At 63.6% G+C, this 26,414-nt stretch carries 18 protein-coding genes, 1 tRNA gene and 3 pseudogenes; 7 read left to right on the top strand and 15 right to left on the bottom strand.

Annotated features, from left to right (window positions below):
- Positions 1-8: 8 nt before the first annotated feature.
- Positions 9-626, bottom strand: coding sequence for a TorD/DmsD family molecular chaperone (locus BLQ77_RS09915; RefSeq protein ID WP_089958414.1), 618 nt, complete (start codon positions 624-626; stop codon positions 9-11).
- Complete coding sequence (locus tag BLQ77_RS09910; protein ID WP_242661676.1) at positions 623-2,176, bottom strand: c-type cytochrome; 1,554 nt, start codon at positions 2,174-2,176, stop codon at positions 623-625. Before BLQ77_RS09910 ends, BLQ77_RS09915 begins: the two co-directional genes overlap by 4 nt.
- Positions 2,177-2,443: 267 nt before the next feature.
- On the opposite strand from BLQ77_RS09910, the gene BLQ77_RS09905 reads away from it, so the two are divergent.
- The 3 genes and pseudogenes from BLQ77_RS09905 to BLQ77_RS09895 form a co-directional block, all read left to right on the top strand.
- Positions 2,444-4,762: an ATP-binding protein gene (locus BLQ77_RS09905; protein WP_242661675.1), complete on the top strand. Its 2,319-nt coding sequence runs from the start codon at positions 2,444-2,446 to the stop codon at positions 4,760-4,762.
- Positions 4,759-5,442, top strand: a complete 684-nt coding sequence (locus tag BLQ77_RS09900; RefSeq protein ID WP_089958409.1) for a response regulator transcription factor — start codon at positions 4,759-4,761, stop codon at positions 5,440-5,442. The genes BLQ77_RS09905 and BLQ77_RS09900 overlap by 4 nt, the downstream gene beginning before the upstream one ends.
- A gap of 106 nt (positions 5,443-5,548) precedes the next feature.
- Positions 5,549-6,276: pseudogene (locus tag BLQ77_RS09895) on the top strand (IS5 family transposase); the annotation flags it as partial.
- Between the two features lie 289 nt (positions 6,277-6,565).
- Here BLQ77_RS09895 and BLQ77_RS09885 read toward each other — a convergent pair.
- The 9 genes and pseudogenes from BLQ77_RS09885 to BLQ77_RS09845 form a co-directional block, all read right to left on the bottom strand.
- Positions 6,566-7,888, bottom strand: a complete 1,323-nt coding sequence (locus BLQ77_RS09885) for a mechanosensitive ion channel family protein (protein WP_089958404.1) — start codon at positions 7,886-7,888, stop codon at positions 6,566-6,568.
- 331 nt (positions 7,889-8,219) lie between these two features.
- Positions 8,220-9,642, bottom strand: a pseudogene (locus BLQ77_RS09880) (IS1182 family transposase).
- A 315-nt stretch (positions 9,643-9,957) separates the two neighbouring features.
- The gene (locus tag BLQ77_RS09875) at positions 9,958-10,527 is read right to left on the bottom strand and encodes a DUF2478 domain-containing protein (protein WP_008884419.1); all 570 of its coding nucleotides are present in this window, start codon (positions 10,525-10,527) and stop codon (positions 9,958-9,960) included.
- Complete coding sequence (locus BLQ77_RS09870) at positions 10,524-12,365, bottom strand: sialidase family protein (RefSeq protein ID WP_089958401.1); 1,842 nt, start codon at positions 12,363-12,365, stop codon at positions 10,524-10,526. The genes BLQ77_RS09875 and BLQ77_RS09870 overlap by 4 nt, the downstream gene beginning before the upstream one ends.
- Positions 12,366-13,475: a P-loop NTPase gene (locus BLQ77_RS09865; RefSeq protein WP_089958399.1), complete on the bottom strand. Its 1,110-nt coding sequence runs from the start codon at positions 13,473-13,475 to the stop codon at positions 12,366-12,368.
- A gap of 3 nt (positions 13,476-13,478) precedes the next feature.
- Positions 13,479-14,243 (bottom strand): ethylbenzene dehydrogenase-related protein, encoded by a 765-nt coding sequence (locus tag BLQ77_RS09860; protein WP_089958397.1) that lies wholly within the window; start codon positions 14,241-14,243, stop codon positions 13,479-13,481.
- An 11-nt stretch (positions 14,244-14,254) separates the two neighbouring features.
- Positions 14,255-14,980, bottom strand: a complete 726-nt coding sequence (locus BLQ77_RS09855; RefSeq protein ID WP_089958394.1) for a molecular chaperone TorD family protein — start codon at positions 14,978-14,980, stop codon at positions 14,255-14,257.
- Positions 14,981-15,009: 29 nt separating this feature from the next.
- Positions 15,010-15,990, bottom strand: coding sequence for a chlorate reductase subunit beta (gene clrB, locus BLQ77_RS09850; protein WP_089958392.1), 981 nt, complete (start codon positions 15,988-15,990; stop codon positions 15,010-15,012).
- 27 nt (positions 15,991-16,017) lie between these two features.
- Entirely contained in the window at positions 16,018-18,750 is a 2,733-nt protein-coding gene (locus BLQ77_RS09845; RefSeq protein WP_089958466.1) for a molybdopterin-dependent oxidoreductase, read from the bottom strand.
- Positions 18,751-18,963: 213 nt separating this feature from the next.
- Here BLQ77_RS09845 and BLQ77_RS09840 point away from each other — a divergent pair, with 213 nt between their 5' ends.
- Positions 18,964-21,333 carry an ATP-binding protein gene (locus BLQ77_RS09840; RefSeq protein WP_089958460.1) on the top strand — a complete coding sequence of 790 codons (2,370 nt, stop codon included), beginning with the start codon at positions 18,964-18,966 and terminating at the stop codon, positions 21,331-21,333.
- Between the two features lie 8 nt (positions 21,334-21,341).
- Entirely contained in the window at positions 21,342-22,073 is a 732-nt protein-coding gene (locus tag BLQ77_RS09835) for a response regulator transcription factor (protein WP_089958463.1), read from the top strand.
- A gap of 65 nt (positions 22,074-22,138) precedes the next feature.
- Here BLQ77_RS09835 and BLQ77_RS09830 read toward each other — a convergent pair.
- The 3 genes and pseudogenes from BLQ77_RS09830 to BLQ77_RS09820 all read right to left on the bottom strand — a co-directional run bounded on the left by BLQ77_RS09830 (position 22,139) and on the right by BLQ77_RS09820 (position 23,899).
- Positions 22,139-23,112 (bottom strand): annotated as a pseudogene (locus BLQ77_RS09830) (IS5 family transposase).
- The gene (locus tag BLQ77_RS09825; RefSeq protein ID WP_242661674.1) at positions 23,057-23,611 is read right to left on the bottom strand and encodes a hypothetical protein; all 555 of its coding nucleotides are present in this window, start codon (positions 23,609-23,611) and stop codon (positions 23,057-23,059) included. Before BLQ77_RS09825 ends, BLQ77_RS09830 begins: the two are co-directional and overlap by 56 nt.
- A 211-nt stretch (positions 23,612-23,822) precedes the next feature.
- Positions 23,823-23,899 (bottom strand) — tRNA-Arg (locus tag BLQ77_RS09820).
- A gap of 274 nt (positions 23,900-24,173) precedes the next feature.
- Here BLQ77_RS09820 and BLQ77_RS09815 point away from each other — a divergent pair.
- Positions 24,174-25,196 (top strand): LacI family DNA-binding transcriptional regulator, encoded by a 1,023-nt coding sequence (locus BLQ77_RS09815; RefSeq protein WP_089958389.1) that lies wholly within the window; start codon positions 24,174-24,176, stop codon positions 25,194-25,196.
- Positions 25,197-25,215: 19 nt separating this feature from the next.
- Here BLQ77_RS09815 and BLQ77_RS09810 read toward each other — a convergent pair whose 3' ends face one another.
- A complete protein-coding gene (locus BLQ77_RS09810) occupies positions 25,216-25,947 on the bottom strand; it encodes a Crp/Fnr family transcriptional regulator (protein WP_089958387.1) in 732 nt (243 codons plus the stop codon).
- Between the two features lie 92 nt (positions 25,948-26,039).
- Between BLQ77_RS09810 and BLQ77_RS09805 the strand changes: the two genes are divergently transcribed.
- On the top strand, positions 26,040-26,411 hold the full coding sequence (locus BLQ77_RS09805; RefSeq protein ID WP_131822005.1) for a hypothetical protein: 372 nt from the start codon (positions 26,040-26,042) through the stop codon (positions 26,409-26,411).
- Positions 26,412-26,414 lie beyond the last annotated feature (3 nt).

The following is a 26,414-nucleotide window of genomic DNA, read 5'->3' as shown; positions in this document are numbered from 1 at the left end:
GCGCCCGGTCAATTCTGTTTTGCCTTCTCGAGGAAGGCGCTTAGCAACTGTGCAACGGCATCGTAGTAGCCGTTGCCATCCGCCACGGTGAGGAATGCCGCGAACCGGCCTACCCAAGCCAGCTCATCAAGCAGGGCGGAAATCAGTTCGGAATTGCCCTGCCGCAGGGCCTCGGCCAGCGCGGCAAGCTGGATGGCGATATGGTCGGCGGGTTCGCAACAGGTCTCGGCAAGATGCAGATCCAGCCCGCGAAGAAGCCCTTGCATCCGACCGACCGCGGGCCCGCAAAGCCGGCCCGTGCCATCCCAGACACTGGCATAGGGCGGCAGGCCGCGCTGCCGGAAGATGCCTTCGAAAAGCGCCGTGTACCGCCTTTGGAGTGCGACGGTCACATCCTGCGCGCTGCCGTCCGCAAGCTTGCCGCAAAGCGTCTCGGCTGCGTCCGGGCGGCCGAGAAACGTCCCGATCTCCCGGAGTGCCGCCTGCCCCTGGGCTGAGCGCCCGGCCTCGATACGTGCCGCATCGGGCGGGGTCAGGAACTGGAGCGCGAGCCAGTCTGCAACCAACTCAAGATCGGGGTCGGCGCCGCGCTCCGGGGCGGGTGCGGAATTCAGGGCGGCGCTCATTCGACCGATCCCTTGCTCGTGTTGAGGTCCTTCGAGTGGTTCTGCACAAAGGCCAGGATCAGACGATACTGATCATCGGTGAAGGAGGTGAAGCGGCGCATCGCCTTCATGGTGCCGATCCACTGGTTCGCCGTGAAGTGGGTCTTCTGCGGCAGGACGTGGCACGCGGCACAGGCCTTCTGGAACGTGTCCTGGCTGTAGTCCCAGACCGCCTCGCGATTGGTGTTCAGATCGGTCGCATCCGACCAGAGCGTCACTTCGACCGGAACCCAGGACTGGCCGGTATCGGCATCGGTCTCGGGCTCGCCGCGCTGGACGGCCTCGATCGCCGCATCCGAGAGAACCGCCATCATCACCCGCTGACCCTTGGCCTGATAGACCACCGACGGGGCGTCGGTCATCTGCCAGCCCTCGATCCGCAGTTCGGCCTTGTCGCCATCGCGGGCCGCGACCGTGGCGAGCGCGCCGCCCAGAAGCTTGCCATCTTCCTCGGAATCGCCATCGACGTCGGCGGCGTTGAGCCAGACATCCTTGGTGCCGATCACGGTGGTCTGCGCGCCCTCGTCAATGTCCGAAGCGGGCGAGGTCGGCAGGTCGGGTGCGGCGGCGATGACGTTGTCGAGCATCACCAGTTCGTCGGTATGGTTCGGCTCGGGGGTTCCGGGCGCGGGTTTGTCGACGGCGGGCAGGTGCTTGATGTAAAGCGCCATGGCCTGCACGTCCTCGAAGGGCAGCTGCGACGTGTTCTCGATGACTTCGGCCATGTCCCCGTCGGCGGCCCGCCCGATCGGGCTGATGCCCGTGTGCAGATAGTTCGCGATCGACGCCGTGGACCAGAATCCGATCCCGGTCTCGTCCGGCGTGATGTTGGGGAAATAGCCCGTGCCGTCGGTGTTCGGTCCGCCACCAAAGCGCTGCGATGCGATCACGTTGCCCATGAACCCGCGCGGCGAATGGCATTCGGCACAGTGACCCGCGCCTTCGACGAGATAGGCCCCCTCTTGGTAGGCCGCTTCGTCCACTCCTTCGGGGACCGGACCCGGCTCGAACGGTTTTCCGTCGAGAAAGGCAAGGCGCCAGACGCCGACGCCGCGGCGGATGTTGAAGGGGAACTTCAGCTCGTGATCCGGCACCTCGTCGGCTTCGGCGGGCAGCGTCATCATGTAGGCGTAAAGGTCACGGACGTCCTCGCCGCTCAGCCGCTGGTAGGACGTATAGGGGAACGCGGGATAAAGGTTCTGCCCATCCGGCAGCAGGCCGTCCGGCCCGACACCCTGGCGCAGCGCGCGGTCGAATTCCGCCAGCGTCCAGTCGCCGATTCCCCGGTCCTTGTCCGGCGAGATGTTTGGCATGTGGAACACGCCGAATTGCGTATCGAGCACGCGCCCGCCGCCGAGGACCGTATCGTCCTCCTGTCCGGGGGTGGCGTGGCAGGTGGCGCAATCCGACGCCAGGAAGACGTGGCGCCCGTTTGCGAGGTCCGCCCCCTCGACCGCGGGGAGATCGCGGGAGGGATGGGTGGCGGACCAGGTCCAGGGAGACGTCAACACGAGGAATCCGAGGCCGCCCAAAAGCACGAGGCCGCCCCCGATCCCTGTTAGCGATCTGCGATTCAAAGTCATGGTCTGTGCCTCCGGTCCGGCCGTCGGAGTGTGAACGGCCACGCATGACGTAACACCAACAGACCCGTCAAAGGTTGTCAGCTTGTGAACAGATGTAAACGCCATGTAAACACGTGGGCGATCGACGCATTGGCTTTGCCAAAGGGACGACTTGCTGGCAAAAGCGCAGGCGTCCCCAGCGCCAGCGAGATGACGATGCCCCAGTCCACCGACCGCTTGTCAGAAATACTGCGCAACGAAAGCGATGCCTTGGTGAAGGAGACGGTACGGCTCGCGCTGGAGGCGGGCTTCACCGATCAGACAAGCTCCATGCGGGCCGCCTGGACGGAAGCCACAGAGCGCCTCAACGACTGCATCGTGGCGTATCTTTGCGACCCGCTGCGCCATGGCCGACTCGACGGGCGGCACGACTACCGAAGCGACAAGCGGTTCAACGCCCTGCGCGAGATCGCCTGGCGGCATCACGACGCCGGTGTCACGCTCGAGCTGAATCACGGTCTGTTCAAGCTCTACCGCCGTGTCTACCTGGATCGTCTAGGGCCGCTTCTGCGCGCCGAAGACGCGGCGTCCGGCGCCGGCCCTGCCGATGCGCCCCCCCTCGAAGAGCGGCTCGAATGCTTCTTCGACGAAGCGGATCAGGCCATGCTCACCCCCTGGGCGGTGACCGGCGCGGGGGATGCCGCGCTCGGCGACAGCGTGCGCCGCCTCACCCGCGAGCGCGATCAGTATTTCGGGGTCATCGAAAGCCTGCGCGGGCCGGTCTTCATCGTGGGCGAGGACGGCGCGCTCGTGAACGCCAACCAAGCGGCGCTCCAGTCGTTTCTTGGCCTGTCCGAGGCCGGTGGCCTCACCTACCGCCTCGCGCTGCAGCCGCATCGCCGCGAGCTTCAGGCGATGGTCGACAGGATTCTCGGCATCCCCACCGATGATCGGAGCGCGGTCTGGCTGCGGACCGATGACGGCAGCCGCTGTTTCGACATCCGTGTCCGCGACGTCGAGGATACCGTCCACAAGCTGGACCGCTGGCAGATCATCCTGATGCACGACGTGACCGAGCACCTGCGCGCAGTCGAGCGCGCGCGCGATGCCGAAAACACCATGTCGCTGTTCCTTGCCGCGATGAGCCACGAGATCCGCGGCCCGCTTCACTGCGTGCTCGGGGCCGCCGAACTTCTGGAGGGATCCGATCCGGGCGAGACGGACCGGCTGGTCGAGCTCATCGGGGTCTCGGCCCGTGGCCTCAATGCGACGCTCGAGAACGTGCTCAACTTTTCGCGGTTCGAGCATCAGTCGCCGCAACCGAGGCCGGAGCCTGTCGCCATCGCGGACGCGCTCGCGAGTTTCGTGCGCATGCAGGAAATCCTCGCCCGTCAGCAGGGCGTCCCGCTTGGGCTCGAGCTGGTGCCCGATGAGATCCCCGGCGAGATCCAGCTCGACTGGTCGATGACCCAGCAGGTTCTCGGAAACCTGGTCCGCAACGCGCTCCGGCATGACGATGGCCGGGGCGTGACGGTCAGACTGTGGGCCGATGCCGACGCGCTTTGTTTCCGGATCGACGACCACGGCCCAGGCCTGCCCGAAGAAATCCGCCAGATGCTGGCCAGCGGAGTTGCCGAACTGCGGCCGCGTGCCACCGGGCGCGAAGGTTCGGGGCTCGGGCTCGCCATTGCCCAGCGAATGACAAACGCGCTTGGCGGCCGGATCACCGCGCTCGACACAGCGGCCGGTGCGTCGGTCGAAGTCCGGCTGCCGCTGGTTCCTGCCGCAACCGCTGCTCGACCGCCCATGCCGAGCGCCCATGGCGGGCAGTTCGAGGCAAGTTGTCTGGTCGTGGATGATGATCCGATCGGCGGGCTCGTGACCGGCGCCATGCTCGAACGCCTCGGCCTCACGGTTGATCACGCCGGCGATCTCGGCCAGGCAAGAGCGCTCTGTGCGGCCCATCCGGACGCCTACGATTGCTTCATCGTCGACTATCGCCTGTCGGACGGCACTGGGAGCGATTTCGCGCGCTCCGTCCGCCTCGACCCGGCTTTGCGGGGAAAGCCGGTGCTCTTGCTGAGCGCGAATGTCGGCCTGATCCGCGATCGCCCCGAGGAGGCAGAGATGTTTACCGCCGTGCTCGAAAAACCGCTCGACGCGGCGGCCCTCGCGCAGGCGATCCGGATCCGGACACGGCCGGCGGCGGGCAAGGCCCTGCTCGACGGTCTGTCGCCGTCCGTGCAACGGCGCATGGCAGAGGCCTTTGCCGAAAGCTGGTCGGAGTTCCTGGCGATGCTGTCCCGCGAGACATCCACCGTAAGAGACCCGGTCGTCGCTGGCCGGGCGCACAAGCTGGCGAACGGTGCCATGACATTTGGCCTGACCGAACTGGCAGAGGCGTTGCGTGCGCTCGAACATGCACATGAAACCGAGACGCCGGAGGCAAGCGCGCTAGAAACCGCGCGCGCGCAGGTCTTGCGCCACACCCTGGCGCCAGATTGGCCGGACTGCGTTGTGAAAGATCCGCAATGACCGACCCGGCTGACATCCTGCTCGTCGATGACGACGTACTGGCGCAACTCGCGGTCGAGGACATCGTCGACCAGCTCGGTCACCACTTCAGCTTTGCGCCCGATGGCGAATCCGCCCGCAAGGCGCTGGCCGAGAACGATTACGCGCTTGTGCTCCTCGACCGGCGCCTTCCGGACACGGACGGGCTGCTTCTCGCCCCGCTGATACGGGAGGAGACCAAGACGCCCTTCATTGTCCTGTCGAGCCTCGATTCCCCGACCGACCAGGCGCTTGGCCTCGGCATGGGGGCAATCGACTACGTCTGCAAGCCGATCGAGCCGGTCATTCTGAGCGCGCGCATCGAGGCAGGCCTCGCGGCCAGCCGCCAGTCCCGCGAGCAAACGCAGTTGAGCGTCGGTGAGTCGCTGCACCTCGACACGCGGTCGCGGCGGCTCAGCGTTGCGGGGAGGACGGAAACCCTGTCGCCGACCGAGACACGTCTGCTCGTCTGTCTGATCCGTCACATCGGACGTCCCTGCGACCGGATGCAGATCAGCATGGCGATCTGCGGGCGGGAGTGGGTGTACGGAGATCGCACCATCGACGTTCTGATCTCGCGCTTGCGCCGCCGGTTGAGGGGCAGCAGCGCAGAAATCATCACGGTCCACGGGCTCGGTTACAGCCTCATCGAGGATGGATGATCTCTCCGCACAGGTATACCGAAGTCGCTCGATCTCCACTTTCAAACGAAGCTCTGGCCATTTCCAAATCAATGAGGCTCTGTTGCACAAACCGGCTGAGGGATTCATCTCGCGAAGCCAGCGTGGTAGCCGGGCTGCATGTGCAGACCTCCCGACCTGCAAGACCAGGAGCTGGCTGGGCTACAATGAAGCGCTCAAGCGCCGAGGCTCGCTGACGATCCACTGACCGGCAGTGCATTGCGCAGCAATGACACGAGAGGTTGGTTCGATCCCGAGACGAACTTGGATGCCCTGCCAACAGGCAAGCGTGGCCGCCAGCAGACATACAGCGATACTGCCAAGACCCGCCTGACGATGAAGGTGCTGTTTGGCATGGCGCTGCGTCAGACGACGGGCTTCGTCGAGAGCCTGCTGCGCCTTGCCGGTCTCGACTGGACGGTGCCCGACTTCAGTACGCTGAGCCGCCGCCAGCAGACCCTTGCCGTGAACATTCCCCTCCGTGGCTCCAAGGGGCCGCTGCACCTGCTGGATCCCTCTCGGGACATTGCTGCGCAATGCCCTGCCGTTCAGCGGACAGCACCGGCATCAAGGTCGAGGGCGAAGGCGAGTGGCACGCCTGCAAACAAGGTCGCCCCAAACGACGCGTCTGACGCAAGATCCATCTTGGGATCGACGAAGAAACGCTGGAAGGTCGGGCCGTGGAGATCCCGGGTGTCACATCGGCGACGCACCGGTGCTACCAGACCTGCTTGGCCAGATCCGGGAGGGCAGCCCGGTATGGCTGCAGAAACCGGCGAGGCAGCTGCGGATCCCAGACAGGTCCACGAACCGGTCAATCGAGCGCAGAAGGTGATCTGGCAGGACATGATCTTCCAGCGAGACCTCGTAGAACAGCGCCGGCTGCGCCTCCTGCCGCGGTCCCATCATCGCCAATCCTCCCACCCAATGCGGGAATTGGTTCAGTCGGAGACATCTCGATCAAGCACGAGTTTTTCAACGAAATACACCCCCTCGCGTCGATGCCATGCGCCATGCTGGGGCGAGCAAAAAGGACCGTTTTAGGCTGAGAGCGGTCGACCTCGCCCCACCGCCAGGCTGAACTGCATGAGGCGCCGGCGTTCAGCTACTCACGCGGCGCACTCCTCGCGAGTAGATCGTCACGGTCCCGGCGCTCGGCGTCGACGAGGGGTATCAGCGCCGCTTCTTCCGACTTATGGACCGAGGGCTCCGGTGATGCGGCGGGCGCCTGCGGCACCGGCGCCTTGCGCGGCGGCGGTTCGGAGGAAGCCGTCGGCATTCCCGCCCCTTCGAGGCGGATGCGATAGGTCGTGTCCGGGATCGCCACGCCAGCCTCTTCGATGGCGGTCTTGACCAGGCGGATGGCGTCCCCGCGTGCCGCGGCAAAGCCGGTCGCGGTCTGATCGACCCAGCCGGTCACGCGCAGGATCGCGCCGGACTCGGTGATGTTCTCGATCCAGACCAGCTCCTCCGGGTCATCCAGCACGAAGGGCAGCGCTTTCAGCGTCGCCTGTGCCAGGCCGCGCGTCGCCTCGAGATCGGCGTCAGGGTCGATGCCGATATCGAACATGAACCGCCGCGCGGGATACTGCGTGTAATTCACGATCTTGCCCTTGAAGACAGTCGCGTTCGGGATGCGGATGTGATTGCCGTCGAGCGACAGCAAGATCGTCGCGCGCGAGGTCAGTCGGATCACGCGGCCGATGTCGCCTTCGATCTCCACCAGGTCGTTCGGGCGGAAGGGTTGGCGCAGGCTCAGCATGACGGACGCCACGAAGTTCTCCACCGTGTCGCGGACGGCAAAGCCGATGGCCAGGCCGATGATCCCAGCAGCACCGAGGATCGTGCCCAGCAGGGCCGCCGCCCCCATGACATCCAGCGCAACCACGATGCCGACGATCCCGGAGGCCACGCGGAACGCCTGCCGATAGAGCTCGGCGATGAAGGCATTGGGCGAGATGCGGTCCCAGAACCGCATTCGCGCCACGAGGAAGCCTGCCGCGACAATCGCCAGGAAGGCCGCGAGCGCCAGCAACAGCAGGGGCATATGGGAGATAAGCTGCTCGACCCGCGCCCGGAAGCGGTCAACCGCGGGATTGATCTGATTGGCGAGATCGTCCGAAGCCGAGAGCGTGTTCTTCACCGCAACGACACCCTCGAGGCGCTCGGCAATGCTCTCGGCCTTCTCGCTGATGGATGGCTCCGCCACATCCCCCGCAAGCGAGACGACCCCGGCGTCGACGCTGACCGTGATCCCGTCGAACTCGAGGGCTCCGAGAATGGCTCGCAGGCGCGTTGCGACGGCCGCGTCGTCAGGCACGTCCTCAACCGCAAGCGTGGGCAAGGCATCGGCCTCGGCCACGACATCCTGAGCCAGGACCTGGCAGGGGGCGAGTATCAGGGCGAGGCATAGAAGGACTTTGTTCATACGTCCCCCAAATAGCGTGTTCCTCGGGGGCGCCAACAAGACAGGCGGCCGATCAACATCAGTCCGGCAATGCGAGCGATCAAACGGCCAGGGACCGGACATTCTCATCACGTGTCATGGCCTGATCTGAATGTGAGGTCGCGCTCCTGGCGACCATGCGCTTGACGCCGATGCTCAGCCACATGGCGGGTGCATGACCGGTTCGGGCAAGACTGCCACGTTCGCGCCGAACTTTCGCTGCGGCAGCTCTCAGCCTATTGCGTTGAAAATCTCGGCTCGGGGGCCGCGTTGCTCCGGTCCCGATGTCGGCGGTGCGAGCGCCTGACCCTCCTCAGCGGGCGACTTCCGGGACTGGAAGGAGCTTTGCGAGCTTCCGGAGGTTCTGTGCGGTGGCTCCGAGGTGGAATTCGTCTCGCGCTCCGTTCGGGCCCCGCAATCGGAGGCGGCTCAGGCGAAGAATGCGCTTCAAATGCGCGAAGAGCATTTCCACCTTTTTCCTGAGCTTGCAGGAGATGGCGTAATCGGCGGTCCGGGCGATCGCACGCGCCCGATCCCGGGAGGGCTCGAAGATCGACCGTAGGATTTTGCGTGAGGGTTCTTTGGGGCAGCAGCGCGCCTTTAGGTCGCAGGCATCACAATCGGCCTTACTGGCCCGGTAGCGGAGCATGCCATCTTCGTCGGGTTTCTTCTCTCGGGGCTTCGTGAAGGCCCGCCGACTCTGCTTCAACTCCCTGCCGCCCGGGCAGGTGTAAACATCCCTCTCGGCGTCGTAGGCGAAATCAGCACGTTCGAATGTCCCGTCACTGCGCCCCGACTTGTCGACCACCGGGATGTGGGGTGCGATGCCGCGCCGCTGGTCCAGCCAGTCCAGCATGGCACCCGTGCCGTAGGCGGTGTCTGCGATCAGCCGTTCCGGGGTGAGGCCGAAGGTATCGTTCACCCGGTCGATCATCGTCCGCACCGATCCAACCTCGGCCTGGCGGATCGACCGGGTCGCCTCCACATCGAGGATCACGCCGTTGTCGGTATCGATCAGGTAGTTGGTGGAATAGGCAAAGTAGGCCGGACCTCCCCGAGCCCCGGTCCATTGCGAAGCCGGATCGGAATGGGAGGTGAACTTCGGCTCCACCGGGCTCGCTGCACCGAAGGCGGCGTCATCGAGCGTTTCCAGGTATTCCCTGACAGCCCGGGGCGCCTCTTCGGGATCGATGCTGGCGGGGTGCCAGTCCGACTTCGGCGTGGAGTTCTGCCGGTTCGCGTCAGCCTGAATGATGCTGGCATCCGCGGCGAGGCGCTGACCGCTCGCCAAGCCCTCCGCGATACAGCTTGCCACCACCGTCTCGAACAGGTGCCGCAGCAGGTCGCTGTCGCGGAAACGGCCGTGGCGGTTCTTGGAGAAGGTCGAATGATTTGGGACGCGATCGGCCAGATCGAGACGGCAGAACCAGCGATAGGCGAGGTTGAGGTGAACCTCTTCGCAGAGCCGGCGTTCGGACCGGATGCCGTCCGGCATGGGCCTCGGACCGATGGCGGCACCATGCCGAACTGTAGCCGACCAGCAGCATGCGGATCATCAGTTCCGGATCGACCGATGGCCGCCCCGTGGAGCTGTAGAACGGGGCAAGGTGCAGGCGGATGCCGGTCAGATCTACGAACCGATCCACAGATCGGAGCAGATGGTCTGCCGGCACATGTGCTTCGATCGAGAACTCGTAGAACAGAGCGCCTTGCGCTTCCTGTCGGGACCCCATCATCGCCGCTCACCTCGGACCGTTACAGCGAAATTGAATCAGCGGTCAGCTCTTCCGACAAGTCGAGTTTTTCAACACAATCCGGAACAAAGCTGACATTCATCCGACCGTGTTGGTGCCGCGACGCGGCCCGTCAAACCGGTCTTTCGCCGCGGTCGACCCCGAGGTCGGTTCTCCGGTCATCCGTATGTCGTCACGTCACCGCGCATCGATGCGGTGGGATCTTGTGGCGCAGGAGATTGACCGTTGGGCGGCATTTCACGGAGTGTTGTTGGAGGGGAGAATGCAGGTCGATATCCGGATCGCGCGGCCGTGAGGTCAGGGAGGCTGACGCAAGCTCATGTACCAGTCGTTCAGCGTCGTTTCGCAGGCGTCCAAACGCATCTGGAGCCCGGCGGAAAACTGGTCGAACGCCTCCTGGTTCAGCGCGTTCACGCAGGTGAGGACCGGCACGCCGAGGGTGATGGCCTCGCCGATCAGCGTGCGGAAGCCTGCGCCGCAAGCCTCCTGCTTGCCGAACTTGTTGACGATCAGCAGGTCCGCCGCCGGGCCGAAGGACGCGCCGACCCGGGCGACCGCCATCTCAAGCGCGCCGCTGTCCAGCCGGCAGCCACGCGCGCCAAGGCCGAGGCTTTGCGACACCCGGATCTCGGATCCCTCCGGCAGGATCCTGATGTCCATGTCGCAGCGCCGGCCGTCGTGCCGGTCGCGGTTGACCTGAATGGCGCCGTGAACCCGAACTCCCTGGGCGATCAGGCGCTCGGCCACGGTGCTCAGGACGATGTCGCCGACGCCGCGATGCTCGGACCGGATGTAGCCCACGAGGGGCCGTTCGACCGGGAGGGCGTCTGCGATCAAGCCTCCGGTCTTGGCCGCAAAGGCGGTCATTGAGCGTCGCGGCAGAGGATCGTCCCGCCGTCCCCAGCTGCGAAATACCGGCCTGTGCCCTCCACGGCGATGGCCCGCAAGCCAGCTGTTGTACCTGTCGGATCCATGTGCCACCGCTGTCCGTCGTACCTGGCGGCGGCACCTGCGGCTCCGACGGCCACGACGTCGCTATCGGTCCCGGTCAGCGCCAGCAGGTCGTTGCGAGCCCGGGCCGGGGTGATGTGCCAGCGCGATCCGTCGAAATGGCCGATGGTGCCCGACAATCCGACGACGAAGATATCGCTCAGCGACCGCCCCCAGACGTCGAACAGGAAGTGTTCGGTTCCGGCGTTGAATTCGTCCCAGCGCGTACCGTTCCACCGCATGATCTGGCCGAAGTCCCCGACGGCCAGAAGATGCTCTGCATCCATCCCCCAGAGGCCATAAAGCGCACTCTTGGTGCCGGACGGCATCCGCTCCCAGCTGTCGCCGGCCCAATGCAGGACAAGGCCCTCGTCGCCGGCGGCAAAGATCTGTCCGTTTCCGTCGGTCCACATCGACAGGATCGTGACGTCCATGTGCAGATCGAAGTGCATGCGCCAGCGCGTGCCGTCGAAATGGTGGATTTCGCCCAGCTGACCGGCCGCCAGCAATCCGCCGTCCGGGGCGCGCGCCAGATCGTGGATGCCAAGCGCGCCTGCGGGCGGCAGCGCTTCCCACTGGCCGCGATCATGGACCAGAACGGTGCCTTCCTCGCCGCAGGCAAAGAGCATGTCCTGATCGGGATCATGCCACATCCCCCAAAGCTGGCGGTCGGTGCCGCTTGTCATTTCGGACCAGTTCGACGGGTCTTCTCCGGGCTGGATGGCGGGGGCGAAGCAGGTCAGCGCCGCGCTGTCGCCCACGAGGAAACTGCCGTAATCGCCGACGGCCATCACGTCGCCCGAGGGCAGGTCGACCAGCCCCAGAAGGTCGTGGCCAGTGCCGCTTTGCAAACGGTCGGCGCGGTTGTCGCCGATCAGGTGGATCTGCCCCGCATCGCCAAGCGTCACAACGCCCTTGTTCGTGCGGCCGAGAGCCCGGAAGCGGCTGAACTCCGTGTCGGAGAACTGTTTTTCAAAGCGCTCGCCGTCCCACAGGACAAGATCGCCGCGAAACCCGTTGGCCTGGATGAAATAGCGCCCTCCGGCCAGCAGAACGCGCCCGTCGGGCAGGGCCAAAGCGGCCGTGAAATTGGAGGCCACAGGGCAATCGAGCGCCTGCCACGTGCCGCCTGTGCCGCGCAGAACCACGGTGCCGTCGCCGCCTGCGGCCATCACGCGCCCATCGTCGAGGCAGATCACCGCCCGCAGATGCGCATGGGTGCCGGCGTCTTCGACCAGCCAGTCGGTGCCGTCGAACCGTAGCACCATGCCGCGATCCCCCACGGCCCAGGCCTGCCCGTCCGGGCCGCCGCAAATGGCAAAGAGCGGCGTGTTTTCGTCGACGGAGGCGTATTTGCCTTTTGCATCGACCACGCAGCCGCGCATCTGGCTCCAGACCTCTCCGTCATGGTGCAGGATCAGGCCCATCCACCCGACGGCCCAGAGATTTGACCGATCCGTCCCCCACAGCGCGTGGATCGGCACGGGGGCCGGGCAGGCCATGCGGGTCCAGTCCTCGCCATCGAAATGGTTGATCGCGCCATGGTCGCCGACCACGAAGAGGCCAGAGTCATCCGCCCAGCCATCCCAGAATACGTCGTCGGCCCCGGCGGGAAGGCCGACAACCGAGTACCAGCCCTGTGCCGTCTCGGGGCGTGCCCCGAACTGGCCGCGGAAAAATCCACGACGTGAAATCGTCTCAGCTGATCCGTCCATTTATCCGCGTTCCTTCACCGGTTGCGAGGCCTGTTTCAGTCTGCTCGCTTCCTGGTTCAGCAGCTCTGAAAGGTCGGCACCCACGGCACCAGCGGGCAAGGCGGCCAGGGCCTCTTTTAGATCTGCGTCGTTCAGATTCTCGGCAAAGACATCCTTCATCGTGGCGGCGACCGCCTGATGAAACCCGGCGCGCCCTAATGCGGAGACCGCGTCGATCATCGGGTCAAAGGCGCGCGCCACGGCGCTGTCGGGCAGCGCGGTCACGATCGGCTCGCCCCGGTCGGACCCAAGTGCCAGTTCGGGCGACAGGGGGATTTCAGCGATCTTGTCGATGTCGAGTTTGGCCAGCGCCTCACCGATGCCGGCGTCGGGGAAGAGGTGAAACTCCTCGTGGCAATGCGGGCATTGCACGCCGGCCATGTTCACCACGGCGCCGATGACAGGCAGGCCACGTTCGCGGCAGAAGCGTCCGGCCTTGAGGCTGTCCATCTGGGCCACCGCCTGTGGCGAGGTCACCAGAACCGCCGAGACGTTGCTGCCTTCGAGCATGTCACAGAGCGTGATCAACTCGTTGCCGGTGCCGGGGGGCATGTCGACCACCAGAAAGTCCAGAGAGCCCCAATCGAAGCTGCCGATCAGGTGGTGAATGAAATCATGTTTGTAGGCGTCGCGCCAGACGATCGGGGTGGTGTCGTCTTCGAGCATGAAGGCGAGTGAGCCGACCTCGACCGGGTGCGCGTTGCCATCGGCCACGAAGCCGTGGGTCTGCAATCCGGCCTTGGTGGTGCGGATCTTGGCCCCGGAAAATCCGAAGAACCGGCTTTGGTTGGGGCCGTGGATGTCGGCATCGGCGACGCCGACACGAAATCCGTTCCGCGCCAGACCGGCGGCCAGATTGGCGCTGACCGTGCTTTTGCCGACGCCGCCCTTGTTGGCCAGGACGACAATGATCTGGCCGATCTCCTGCAGCCGGCGTTCGATCAGGACCTTGTTGTGATAGGGCTTGTCGAGCGTGCAGCTCGACTCTTTGGGGCAGAACTGGCAGGCGTGGCCCAATCCGCAATCGGTCTTGGGCACACTTGCCTTTTCTTCGGGGGTCAGGAAATCCATGGCTTATTCCGATCCCATGTCGAGCATGATCCAGCCGTCCGAGACGCGCTTGAACCCGTCGCGCTCTTTCTCGGCGCCCTGCCAGACGGCAAAGGCCATCGGCACCGTTTCGCGGGTCAGCGACACGTTGTGATCGCCTGCCGCGTCGATCGGGCGCGACATCACCACCGTCCATTCGTTCGGGTCGCCGTCCTTGTCGAGGTAGTCGCTCTCTCCGCTGACGGGCTGTTCGTCCAGCATCGTGGTGCTGCCGGGGCCGCCTGCGGCGAGGTTCTGCACCGTGTCGCTGCCGGAGCGCCAGTACCAGATGTTCACCGCGCTGTCGGGGCCGTCGCCCATCATGTAGGACGTCTCGTCATTGCCCATGGAGAACTGCACCGCGGCGCCATCCCGGAACCGGTCAAAGGCGGTTTCGGTGTCTTTGGTGTCATCCACCCAGCGCAGCCGCACATAGAACCTGTCGGATGTCCGGGCCAAGGTCATGTTGAGATAGCTTGGCTCGGCATCGTAATTGACCCGCAACTCCACCGATTGATGCACCGCCGGGGCGGGCAGCATGGCCACGCGATATTCGGGCAGACGTTCCCAGATGATATCGTCGGGATCGTTGACCGTGCGCAGGTAGATGCCGTCGGGAATGGTGGACACCTTTACGGTGTCATAGGCCTCGAGCAGTTTGACATTCGCATCGTCCACGACCTGGGCGGTGGACAGGGTCGGAGCCGAAAGCAGGACCAATGTGGTCAGGGTCGCGAGCGTTCTTTGCATGGTGGGTCTCCTTATCCCCAGAGGTTTTGTGCCGCCGGTTCAGCGCGGGAGCTGCCGGTTTTGGGCGCATCGGGGTCGCGAAACGGGCCGACCCTGACCTCTAATTCGTTGATCTGGACCTCTGCCCAGTCGCCCATGTCCTGCACGAGCTGGGCAATGGTCGGATCCAGCAGCTTGACCTGATCGCGCCGCAGCAATCCGGCGACGGCCTCTAGGGTCGGGCCAAGGTAGCGGCACAGGAAATCGCGCTGCGCCCGGCGATAGCCCGAGGCATCGTGGCCTTTGGCCAGCGCGTTCGCCTCGAAGTGGCAGAGCACGGCCATCAGTTCCAGCATGGAGGCGAGATGGTCGGGCTCATCGGTCTTGCCTTCGTCGCCGGTGGCCGCCTTCAAGCCGAAATGTTTGTAGAACGCTGCGACGTTCAGCATGAAGGAGGGCCGGGTCAGACCGGCAAGAATGCTCTCGTGATCGCCGGCCAGAAGGGCGGCAACAGGCTTGCCCCCATGACCATGCAGGAAGGCACTGATATATCCCGCCTCAAAGCTGGCGAAATCCGGCGAGACAGGCATTGTGGGCCAAGGCGACCCTGTCGCATCCGCCCAGGCATCGCTGAATGCCTCTTGAAACTGCCCCGAGGCGACGGCGTCGAAGAACTCCTTTGAGGGATGTCCGAAGGCCAGCGCCGCCAGGCGCCAGATGCGTTCCTTGGCCCGGGCCCGTCCGGGGCTGTCGCCCATCGGGGGGCGTGATGTGACCGCGACCGACATCAGCTTAGCTTGAACATTTCGGCGTGACGGTAGCCGATCAGCGTGTCCATCAGCTCGCTCTCACCGCCTTCGGCCTTCTTGGCGCGCTCTGCGGTGATCGTCTCAAGCGCTGCGCTGACCCCGTCGCCAAACAGGCTTTCGAGATAGTCGAGCGGAACGCGGGACTCGGCGGTGGCCCCACCGGCCTCGTCGATTTTCGGCGGCGACAGGGGCGGCACATAGAAGACGTTGGGCTTGGTCCCCATCTCGGGATAGAGCGGCAGGGCGACCTTGTACTTGTCCACCAGCGTGTGGATCGGCCCGTCCTCGTCGTCGCGGTAGCCGATCCAGCGGATGCGGCCGACGCATTGCTTGGCGCAGGCGGTGGGCAGGCCCTTCTCGATGCGCGGATAGCAGAAGATGCATTTCTCGGATTTCGAGATTTCCTCGTTGAAATAGACCTTCTTGTAGGGGCAGGCAGAGACGCAATAGCGGTAGCCGCGGCAGCGTTCCTGGTCGATCAGGACGATGCCATCCTCCTGGCGCTTGTAGATCGCGTTCCGCGAACACGCCGCCAGGCAGGCCGGGTTTTCGCAGTGGTTGCAGAGCCTCGGCAGGTAGAAATAGTAGGAGTTCGGGTAGTCGCCCTCCCCCTCGTCCTCGTCCCAGTTCGCGCCCCATGTGGGTTTGACATTGGGGCGCAACCACGGGTCGGTGCCGGTCATCAAGGCTTCTTCGTAGTTGTACTCCCACGGCACGCCGTAGTCTTCGGCGCTGGGTTCCTTCCCGATGCGCAAGGCGCCATCCTGGTCGAAGCCGCCTCCCATCTCGTGAAAGTTCTTGGGATAGCCGGTGCCGGGCCTGGTCTCGACATTGTTCCAGTACATGTATTCGCGACCATTGCGGTTGGTCCACTGCAGTTTGCAGGCGGATGTACAGGTGTGGCACCCGATGCATTTGTTCAGATCCAGAACCATGCTGAGCTGACGTTTCACGGCCATGTCTTATTCCTCCCTCTCACGCGGCTCTTACGCCGGCTCCACGTCAACGCCGCTTTCATGCGCGAGCTGGTTTGCATTCCATTTGAAGAGCTTGAAGCCGAGGTGCCCCCATCCGCCCGCAAGTTCCAAAGGCTGGATCAGCGTGGCCATGGTGTTGTTCATCGGCTTCCACTGCTCGTATTGATGCGGCTCCCAGCCGTGCTCCATCATGATCGAGGTGGTCGGCAGGCTGGGATAGAACTTGGCCTGGGCAAAGAACTCGCCCGCGCTGTTGAAGACCCGCACCTTGGAGCCGTCGGTGATGCCCTTTTGCGCCGCCAGTTTCGGATTGATGTAGATGTTGGGTTCGCCCCGCTGCAGCCGCAGCATGAACTTGTTGGACCGCCAGTTGGAATGGATGCCCCATCGCGTGTGCGGCGAGTAGTAGTTCAGCGGGAAGTTCGACGCTTCACTGCCAGCGTGATGCCGCGCGGTGGGAACGACGGCGCCCAGCTTCTCGAAGGTTGGATGGTCGCAGTAGAAGGTGACGCGCCCGGTGAGGGTTTCGTATGGCTTCTTGTTCTCGGTCTGGGCCACGAAGGGGTTGTAGGGTTCGTCCACCGGAATCGGCTGGTTGTTGCCCCCTTGGGCATTCATCACGATAAAGCCCTGTTCGGCTGCGTCTTCCAGAGACACACCGCCCATTTCGGGGCTGTTGTCCACGAGCCATTTGGTGGCGTCGTAGTCGGTCAGAAGCGTCTGGTTCATGGTGAAATCGTCGTGGATCGTGTGCAGATCGCGGCTGACGTCGCCATCCTGATACCCTTCGATCCCGCGTGCGATGGCACGCTCCTGGATCTTGCGGGTCAGCAATTCCATGATGTCCCAGTCCGGCTTTGCCTCGCCGATCGGTTCGACCGGCCTGGAGAAAACGTTGATGAAGCGGTGGAACCCGACGCCGCGCAGATCCCAGGCCTCGTAGTGGCTGGCGGCGGGCAGCAGGTAGTCGGCCCATTGTGCCGTGCTGTCCATGCGCACGTTGATGTCGACAAACAGTTCCTCGACCTCTTCGAGGATGCGCTCGCGGTACTTGTCGACGAACTTGTTGCGCCGGAACTTGTTGTCCGCGATGGAAATCAGCCCCTTCATATCGCCGTTGTAGGGCATCCACCCTTCACCGATACTCTGGTCGATCATCTCTTCCATTTCGTCGATGTTGAACCCGACGCGCTCCTTGAGCTTGTCCGCATCGTAGTAGTTGCGCGCGTGCTCGATCATATGGCCGCGCTGGAATTCGCCCAGACCACCGGGCTCGAGCCGGGGCAGTTTTTCGAACCCGTAGAGCGCCAGTGACAGCCAGGAGCCGTGGTTCCAGTCGACCCAGGACGTGTCCATGCCGCCGGTCTTGCCGCCATGCCCGGTCAGCGCCAGCATCAGCGCTTGCGACCAGCCGGTGTAGATGCCGTTGGAATAGCGCCCGACGTTGAAGCCCAGCATCAGGATCGCCTTTTTCGCCTTGGCGAAATTGCGCGCTTCGGCCCGCACGGTGTCGGCGGCGATGCCGGTGACGTCGGCCATGGCTTCGGGCGTGTGTTGCGCCGCCTCTGCCCGGACTTTTTCAAAGACCGTGGTGACCTCGATCCCCTCGACCGTGAAGGTGCCTTCGAGCGCCGGATCGACACCATCAAGCGCGATGGTCTTTTCCTCGGACCCCATCGTGCCCTTGAGCATCACGGCGGCACCGGAGTTCATGTCCCAGTGATAGAAGTTCTGGTCGGAGCCGCCCTCGACCAGATCGGCCTCGCGCAGCAGCTTGCCGTTGTCTGTGCGGACCAGAACCGGCAGGTCGGTCTGTTCCTTGACGAAATCGGGTTTATAGAGCCCCTCTTCGATGATCACATTGACCATCGACATCGCTAGGAACGGGTCGGTGCCCTGTTTGATCGGCATCCACAGATCGGCATGGATCGACGAGGGGTTGTAATCCGGCGCGACCGAAACGATCCGTGCGCCGTTGTACTTGGCCTCCCAGAGGTAATGCGCGTCAGGGATGCGTGTCACGCTGGGGTTCAGAAGCGACATCATGATGTAGTCGGCATCGAACCAGGCGTCCGAGGTGAAGCTTTCCTGCGGGTTGCCGTAGGCCAGATGCGCGCCGGTGTTCAGGTCGCCCACGTCGGTGAAGATATCAAGCTGCACCCCGCCGACCAGGGAGGCAAACCGGTAGGGTGCAGCGAAACGGACCATCGACTGGTTGCCCGACCCGGTATGGGTCATCAGCTTGCCGGGGCCGTATTTCTCGAAGATGTCGATCACCTTGTCGGCGATCTCGGTTGTGATGTCGTCCCACTCCATGCGCTGCCATTTGCCTTCGCCGCGCTCGCCGACCCGCTTCATCGGGTAGCGCAGGCGGTCGGCCTCATACATGGCGGCGGAGTGGATCGAGCCCTTCTGACAGCCGCGCGGGTTGGCGTCCGGGACGTTGGGGTTGATCTGGGGATATTTCGCCAGCTGCTCTTCGCGGATGACGATGCCGTCCTTGACGTAGATGTCGAAGGCGCAGTTACCGATGCAGTTGATGCAATGCGCGGCCTTGCCGATCTTGTCCCAGGTGAACTCCCGGCGATAGAGATCTTCCCAATCGCGATAGGGATATTCCTCGGCCAGAGTGTCTCCGATCGGTTCAAGCCGGTTCAAGGACCATGCCTTGTTCGCGGCCAGAACGCCGGCACCGGCAAGTGATGACGTTTGCAGGAACTCACGACGCTTCATGCGCAGCATGTTCATCCTCCCTTTGACTATCCGCCCAGTTCTGTGGGTCGATCATTGAGTCTCAGGTTAGAGGAGGAGTCGTCGCCAAAGGCTGCGAAGTTGTTACGCGATGTAAACGAGTTGTAACCAAACAGGGTCCGGGGTTTGCGAAAATGGGATAAGGTGGTCTTATCGCAGGCAAGCGTTGCTTCTTGGGGGAGGGCCCGACGGGCCGAGATGCCGATGCCGACAGACATGCAAACCGACACGCCGTCCCGTTTCGGACGCAACAGCAATACCGATGCGCTGACGGATTTTCTGGAACAGCGGCTCGACCGTTTGGTCGATCGCTCCATCGAGATCGCCAAATCGAACGGCTACGCCCCCTTTACCACGACGATCCGCGCCGCCTGGGTCGAGGCGATTGCCAGCGTCACCGATGCACTTGGACGTTACCTTGCCAGCAGCACGGACGCGCCAAACGGGCCGCTGGCGACGCTGGACTATGCGTCCGATCCGCGTTTCGCCCGTATGCGCGTGATTGCCCGGATTCACCGGTCACAAGGCATCACGCTGCAGATGTACCTGGGCTTGTTCAAGCACTTCCGCAATCTCTACATGACCGAACTTGCCCTGTTGCCCGGCGGCGTGACCGCGCAGGAACTTTTCCGGGTGCGTGACTTCTTTGATCACACCGAACTGAGCATCAGCGCGGATTGGCACCACAACAACGACAACCTGCGCCTGCGTGAATTGCAGGAGCGGTCCCGCGCGACCACGCTTGAAAAGGACCGTTATTTTGCCGTTTTCGAAAGTCTGCGGAGTGCGGCCTTTCTTCTGGATCACGGTGGTGGTCTGGTGAATGCGAACCAGGCGGCGGCGGAACTGTTCCTAGGGCGCGACGCGCAGGCGGGCGACATCATCTACCTGCGATCCATGCGGCGTCGCAAGAAATCCCTGCAGGCGGTGGTCGACAAGATCATGGAAAACGCCGACCCCTCGGACGAACCGGTGTGGCTGGACACGCTGGACGGGCCGCGCTGTTTCGATGTCCGCACCCGCACCCTGCACGATGCGGTCGAAAACACCGCCCTTGGCAATGTGGTGTTGTTGAACGATGTCACCGCACTTCGGCGCGATGCAGAGGAAGCCAAGCAGTCAGAGCGGGGCATGTCGCGGTTCCTGGCCACGATGAGCCACGAAATACGCACCCCGCTGCATTCCGTTCTGGGCGCGGTCGAACTGTTGCGCACCGCGGATCAGGCCAGTTCAGAAACCTTTCTCGACGTGATCGAAGCGGCGGGGAAGGCATTGCTCCAGACGCTCAGCAACGTGCTGAACTATTCGAAATTCGAAAATGACCCGCCTGTGCCGCGCCCGACGGACACGGATCTGTTCGAAGAGATCCGGGTCTACAGCCGCATGGCCGTCATTGGTCGCAATGTCGCCCGGACACCGCTGGATTTCGACATTGGCGCGGATGTTCCGAAATCGGCGCATCTTGACTGGGGCATGATCCAGCAGGTGCTCAGCAACCTGGTGTCGAATGCGCAAAAAGCGGACAACGGGGAAGGGGTTGCGGTGTCGATCCGGCGGGTCCCCGACGATGCGGGTGGCGAATCGCTGCGCTTTGAGGTGAGCGATCATGGCCCGGGCCTGCCAGAACATGCCGCGAAAGCCCTGTTCCGCCCTTTCGAGGACACCATGGCGCGCGACACCGGCGATGGCGGATCGGGTTTGGGATTGGCCATCTCGCACCATCTGGTCGAGGCCATGACAGGGCGGATCGGCTATCAGAATCTCGAGGCCGGTGCCTTGGTGTGGTTCGAGGTGCCGCTTGTCCAGTCCGACATTCTGGATGCGACCGGGCCGCGATCCGCGGGCCAGACCACCCGCAAGTTGCCGCATGCGCAATCGTGCATGTTGGTCGATGACGACCCGATCGGCGCCAATGTGACGGCCCATCAACTGGAGCGGATCGGTCTCAAGGTCACCCGCGCCGCCTCTGTCGCGGAGGCAAAGCAACAGGCGGCCAAAGCCGAGTTCGACGTCTATGTGGTCGACTACCTCTTGCCCGATGGGGACGGCCCGACACTGATCGCGTATTTGCAGGAACGTACACGTCGCCGCGCCAAGTTCATTGCGCTGACGGCCAATGTCGATGCGCTTGTCGGTCGGTCTACGGGGTTTGACGAGGTGCTTGCCAAACCGGCCGGTCAGGTCAGCCTGTCGTCGGCCATTTTCGGATCGGAGTCGCGACACTTTTCAACCCATCCAACACGCCGCGAGGCCCCCGAAAGCCTGCAAGGACTTGCGCCCGGTACCGTCAAGGCGATGATTGATGTCTTTGCCTCGAGCTGGTCGGAGTTTCGCCGACAGTTGCGGGCCGACGACACCCCGCGGCATGTGCTGACCCTGTCCGCGCACCGGCTTGCCGGAAGTTGCGCGATCCTGGCGTTGTCGGACCTGGAAGCCGCGCTGCGCTGTCTCGAAGCCGACTGCAACGACGAAGGCCAGCCCCTCAACCTGGCCGCACATCTGGCGGCGCTTGACCGGGACCTGGGCGACGTGCCGTCCTGGCGGCGGCTGACTGCGGGTGAGGCAGTGGTATGAGCGTCCGGATGCATCAGGTCCGTCCCCTGCCCAGTGCAAAGAGAGCCACTGTTCTTTGCATCGATGACGATCCGATCGTGCAACTTATGCTCGAAGACATTATCGCCGGGGCCGGTGCTGATTTTGTCATCGTCGGATCGGCGCGCGAGGCTGAAGACGTGCTGGCCGACACCCATTTCGATCTGGTCCTGCTCGACCGGTGCCTGCCGGACAGTGACGGCCTGCTGTTGTTGCGCACGATCAAGAGCGAAAACGACTGCCCGGTCATCATTCTCAGCACATTGGACAAATCGAGGGACAAGCTTTTGGGGATCGGGCTTGGCGCCACCGAATATGTGACCAAACCGTTCAATCCCCTGGAGCTGAGCAGCCGTATCCGTCAGTTGCTTCATAGCCATTCCGACACGGCCAAACCGGCAGCGAACGGTGTTCTCGAAATCGCCGGGATGACATTTGACCCGCGCAGCCGCCGACTCGAAACACCCGGCCAATATGTCATTCTGGCGCCCGCGGAGGCGCGGCTGCTGCATGCGCTTTTGCTGAATGAAGGGCAGTTGCAGACGCGCGATCAGATGACGCAGTCAATCTGCGGGCGTGAGTGGTCCCCGGGGGACCGCAGCATCGACGTGCTGATAAACCGTCTGCGCGGGCACATCCGGTCTTTCCCGGTTGACATCGTGACGGTCCACCGCGCCGGGTATCTCCTTGTTTGCGAAACCGAAAACGCCGTCAGGACATAGCCGCGGTGCGCGGCTCTGTTGTGCAAATCGGGTGATGGCCGAGGTTCCCCTTTCCCCGGACGGACTTATCCCACTGCTTCCGTGACGGGTATGCCGAGCGCGGTGTAGCCGTTCAGGATAGCGATGCGGACCTGGAGCTCGGCGACCTGACGGTCGAAATCCCGCGCCATGAGCCGCTGGCCCAGCAGTTTCACACAATGCATCTTCGTCTCGACGCGGCTTCGTCGGTGATATCCGCTCCATCGTCGCCAGATCGCGCGGCCCTGGTATTTCGAAGCCCGCAGGGCTTCATTTCGGGCCATGGCTCCGGCGGTGACTGTCTTCCACGGCTTCGCATTCTTGCGGGGCGGAATGACAGCGTGGGCGCCGCGGTCACCGATGACATCGTGGCATTTGCGTGTGTCGTAGGCCCCATCTGCCGTGACGCTACCGATTTCCTGGTCCGCCGGAATCTGGCCGAGCAGGTCGGGCAAAACCGGCGCGTCCCCAATGTGGCTCCCGGTGATCTCGACGGCACGAACCTCCAGCGTTTCCTCATCTATCCCGAGATGGATCTTGCGCCACACTCGCCGTTTGGGGCCGCCATGCTTGCGGGCGTGCCATTCGCCTTCGCCCTCGGCCTTGATGCCAGTGCTGTCGATCAGCAGGTGCAGCGGCCCCTTTGAGCCCCGGTAGGGGATGTTGACAGCCAAGGTCTTCTGACGGCGAGACAGTGTGCTGAAGTCGGGCACCGTCCAGTCGAGGCCGACAAGGCGCAGCAGGCTCTCGACGAAGCCGGTCGTCTGCCGCAACGCCATGCCGAACAGCACCTTCATCGAAAGGCACGTCTGGATTGCAGCATCACTGAAGGTCTGCTGGCGGCCGCGCCTGCCTGTCGGCGCGGCATTCCAGTTCATCTCGGGGTCGAACCAACCTCTCGTGACATTGCTGCGCAATGCACTGCCGGTCAGTGGATCGTCAGCGAACCCCGGCACTTGAGCGCCTCATTGTAGGCTGGCCAGTTCCTGGTCCTGTAGGTCGTGGGTGTGGGTCTGCTCATGCATCCCTGCTACCACTCTGGATTCACGGGATGAATCCCTCACGCGATTTGTGCAACAGAGCCGATCCTCCGGATAGGCGGACATAATCTTTTCAGAAACTTCATCCTCCACCGCCGCCTTCGCGTGCGAAAGATTTGGTTTTTGATATAGTTTATATCTGTTCTTATAGGATTTGCCCTCTGGGGCAGATGGCTTGCCCTCAGGAGCAAATGCATCATCTTCCCTTTCGGTCGGATCGATTTGACCATTTGGGCAAATGGAGTTGCTCAAGGCATACCAACAGGTCCGGTCATAACGGTCATCGCTGAAATTGCCCTTGATGATCAGCTCTGCGCTGACCAGCTTTTCGAGTGCTGTTCGGATCCGCTTTTCGCTCAGATAGGGGAACAACTCACTAAAGGCCGAGATCGAGTTGTAGGTCCAATACCGTCCGTCGCGAAGGTTGCGGCGATTGGCTTGGTTCTTCTCGATCCAGAAGGTGATGTTCTGGAAAATCACCGCCGCGTTCAGGCCAACACTTCCCGCGATTTCGGGTCAAAGCTATGGCGGCTCATGATTGCCTCCCAAGATACGCACAAACGTGCGAATTTTGTACAGGTTTTGTACGAGAAATCGGCCGTTTCCGCCGATTTCGGCCTGAAAGCTCACAGGCCTTTTTGCACGCTTCCGCACAACGTCCTGTAAATAAGCCATATTTTTCAGGTGTTTTTGGCGACCCCGGCAGGATTCGAACCTGCAACCTGCCCCTTAGGAGGGGGCTGCTCTATCCAGTTGAGCCACGGGGCCTGATTTTCACCTTCATACGGTTCGGAACATGGGTCGCGCAAGGCTGCCTTTTTCCTAAGCGTATGTCTCTCCATCTTCTTTCGGCCCCGGACCCTCCACTTGGGAGGGGCGGCTCTATCCGGTTGAGCCACGGGACCTTCAGGCCCTCCCATAGCGCCTGCCGCGGCGGTTGTCATCCGCTTGAGGGAATTTTTGGCACGCGCCATACGTGTCTTGTCTGCGGCGCAATACCCGCTAACATCGCAACAAATTATTGTATTGAGGAGACCTTGCCGTGGCAGACGACGATCCCCGCCCCCTCACCCTGAGAGATGTGTCTGAAGCCTCGGGAGTGTCCGAGATGACCGTCAGCAGGGTGCTGCGAAACCGCGGGGACGTCTCCGAAACGACGCGGGCGAAGGTGCTTGAGGCCGCCAAGGCGCTCGGCTACGTGCCGAACAAGATCGCCGGCGCCCTTGCCAGCCAGCGGGTCAACCTCGTGGCCGTGATCATCCCTTCGATGCGCAACATGGTCTTCCCCGAGGTCATGGCCGGGATCTCGAGCGTGCTCGAGGACACCGAGCTGCAGCCGGTCGTCGGCGTCACCGACTACGAGCCTGAAAAGGAAGAGCGGGTGCTCTACGAGATGCTGTCGTGGCGGCCCTCGGGCGTGATCATTGCCGGCATTGAGCACAGCGAGGCGTCGAAGGCGATGCTCAAGGCCAGCGGCATCCCCGTGGTCGAGATCATGGACACCGACGGCACCCCGATCGACACCGCCGTCGGCATCTCGCACCGGCGGGCGGGCCGCGAGATGGCCAAGGCGATCCTGCGCGCGGGCTACCAGAAGATCGGGTTCCTCGGCACCAAGATGCCGCTCGACTACCGCGCCCGGAAACGCTTCGAGGGCTTCACCGAGGCGCTCGCCAAGGGCGGCATCGAGGTGATCGAGCAGGAGTTCTACTCGGGCGGGTCGGCGCTGGCCAAGGGCCGCGAGATGACCCAGACCATCCTCGCCCGCGAGCCGGAGCTCGATTTCCTATATTACTCCAACGACATGATCGGCGCTGGCGGGCTGCTCTACCTGCTCGAGCAGGGGCGCAACATCCCCGGCGACATCGGCCTTGCCGGGTTCAACGGCGTTGAACTGCTGCAGGGTCTGCCCCGCAAGCTCGCCACCATGGACGCCTGTCGGTCCGAGATCGGTCGCAAGGCAGCCGAGATCATCGCCGCCCGGGTCGACAACCCCGACGCGGAGTTCGAGAAGATCATCGAACTCAGCCCCAAGATCGCCTACGGCGACACGCTCCGCCGCTGACCCGCGACGGGGCGCGGGCTCAGAGGAACGGACGCCGGGGCAAGGCCTCGGGGTCCGTCATCGCCACCTCGGCCAGCGCCGCCACGTCCGGCACGCGCAGGGTGCCCGCAGACCAGTCCGCAAGGCGCTTGGCGCGCAGCCGGCTGAGCGTCTTGTTGGTGTGCACCAGCGACAGCCCCAGCGCATCCGCGAGGTCCTGCTGCCGGTAGGGCATCGGCACCGCCTCCTTGGTGCCCTTCTCGAGCTCTCGCAGGCGCAGGAAGATCTTAACCAGCGCCCAGGCCACGCGCTCGATGCCGCCCCGCTGGCCCAGCGTGGCGACCGTCTCGCCAAGGAAATGCTCTTCGGCCGCGGCGATCCACGTCAGGTCGAAGGCCAGCTCGGGCCGGTTGCGGAACAGCGTCCACAAACTCTCGCGCCGGAACACGCAGAGCCGCATCCGCGTCACCGCCTCGACCGTGTGCTGCATCTCGCCCATGATGCCGGCCTGCAGGCCCAGAAGGTCGCCGGGCAGCACGAAGTTGATCACCTGCCGGCGACCGTCCTCGAGTGTCTTTTCACGCAGACCCATGCCCTCGAGCACGGTGTAGATCTGCGGGGCGTTGGATCCTTCCAGCAGGATCTGGGTGCCCGGCTCGACGGACATCTCCCCCGCCTTGAAGCCATTCAGAAAAGTCTTCTCCTCTTCGGAATGCGGAATGAAGGGCCCGCAGTCGTGAAGCGGGCAGTCGTGACAGGAAATCATCTTCATGGGGAACCATCTCGGCGCTGCCTATGTCACAGTTTAATGCTGCGTCAGCAATTTCGTTCCACAGTGCAGCTGAACTCTCAGCGTAGGCCGATATGACTCTAAATGACCGGATGTTCCCGGCGCTCTCCTTTCTCGTTTTCGTCCACGACCCCGTGGTTGCCGAAGACATCGCCAGTACGCTCGAGGAATCCCATCCCGGCGCGCGCATCGTCCTGCCCGCCAACGAGGCCGCGGCCCTTGCCGCGCTGGACGAACATCCGCAGATCACGCTTGCGGTGATGTCGATGTCGCCCGAGGCGGCGCAGGCCTCGGCGCTCGGCAGCGCGCTGGCGGCGCGGCAGGCACGCGTGGTGCTGATGGGGTTCGAGGCCGAGGAACGCGGCGAGTCGGCGGGCTTCACGGTGCTGCACCGCCCCTTCCGGACCGCGGATCTGCTCGCCATGCTGGCGAATCCCGCCCGCTAGGGT

The sequence above is a fragment of the Salipiger thiooxidans genome (assembly GCF_900102075.1).
GTDB classification, from domain to species: Bacteria; Pseudomonadota; Alphaproteobacteria; order Rhodobacterales; family Rhodobacteraceae; genus Salipiger; species Salipiger thiooxidans.
This window is presented reverse-complemented; position numbering and strand designations above follow the sequence as displayed.

Coding starts and splice junctions, on each gene's coding strand:
- BLQ77_RS09915 (WP_089958414.1), bottom strand. CDS start 626: ATGAGCGCCGCCCTGAATTCCGCACCCGCCCCGGAGCGCGGCGCCGAC.
- BLQ77_RS09905 (WP_242661675.1), top strand. CDS start 2,444: ATGCCCCAGTCCACCGACCGCTTGTCAGAAATACTGCGCAACGAAAGC.
- BLQ77_RS09900 (WP_089958409.1), top strand. CDS start 4,759: ATGACCGACCCGGCTGACATCCTGCTCGTCGATGACGACGTACTGGCG.
- BLQ77_RS09885 (WP_089958404.1), bottom strand. CDS start 7,888: ATGAACAAAGTCCTTCTATGCCTCGCCCTGATACTCGCCCCCTGCCAG.
- BLQ77_RS09875 (WP_008884419.1), bottom strand. CDS start 10,527: ATGACCGCCTTTGCGGCCAAGACCGGAGGCTTGATCGCAGACGCCCTC.
- BLQ77_RS09870 (WP_089958401.1), bottom strand. CDS start 12,365: ATGGACGGATCAGCTGAGACGATTTCACGTCGTGGATTTTTCCGCGGC.
- BLQ77_RS09865 (WP_089958399.1), bottom strand. CDS start 13,475: ATGGATTTCCTGACCCCCGAAGAAAAGGCAAGTGTGCCCAAGACCGAT.
- BLQ77_RS09860 (WP_089958397.1), bottom strand. CDS start 14,243: ATGCAAAGAACGCTCGCGACCCTGACCACATTGGTCCTGCTTTCGGCT.
- BLQ77_RS09855 (WP_089958394.1), bottom strand. CDS start 14,980: ATGGGCGACAGCCCCGGACGGGCCCGGGCCAAGGAACGCATCTGGCGC.
- clrB (WP_089958392.1), bottom strand. CDS start 15,990: ATGGCCGTGAAACGTCAGCTCAGCATGGTTCTGGATCTGAACAAATGC.
- BLQ77_RS09845 (WP_089958466.1), bottom strand. CDS start 18,750: ATGCTGCGCATGAAGCGTCGTGAGTTCCTGCAAACGTCATCACTTGCC.
- BLQ77_RS09840 (WP_089958460.1), top strand. CDS start 18,964: ATGCCGACAGACATGCAAACCGACACGCCGTCCCGTTTCGGACGCAAC.
- BLQ77_RS09835 (WP_089958463.1), top strand. CDS start 21,342: ATGCATCAGGTCCGTCCCCTGCCCAGTGCAAAGAGAGCCACTGTTCTT.
- BLQ77_RS09810 (WP_089958387.1), bottom strand. CDS start 25,947: ATGAAGATGATTTCCTGTCACGACTGCCCGCTTCACGACTGCGGGCCC.
- BLQ77_RS09805 (WP_131822005.1), top strand. CDS start 26,040: ATGACTCTAAATGACCGGATGTTCCCGGCGCTCTCCTTTCTCGTTTTC.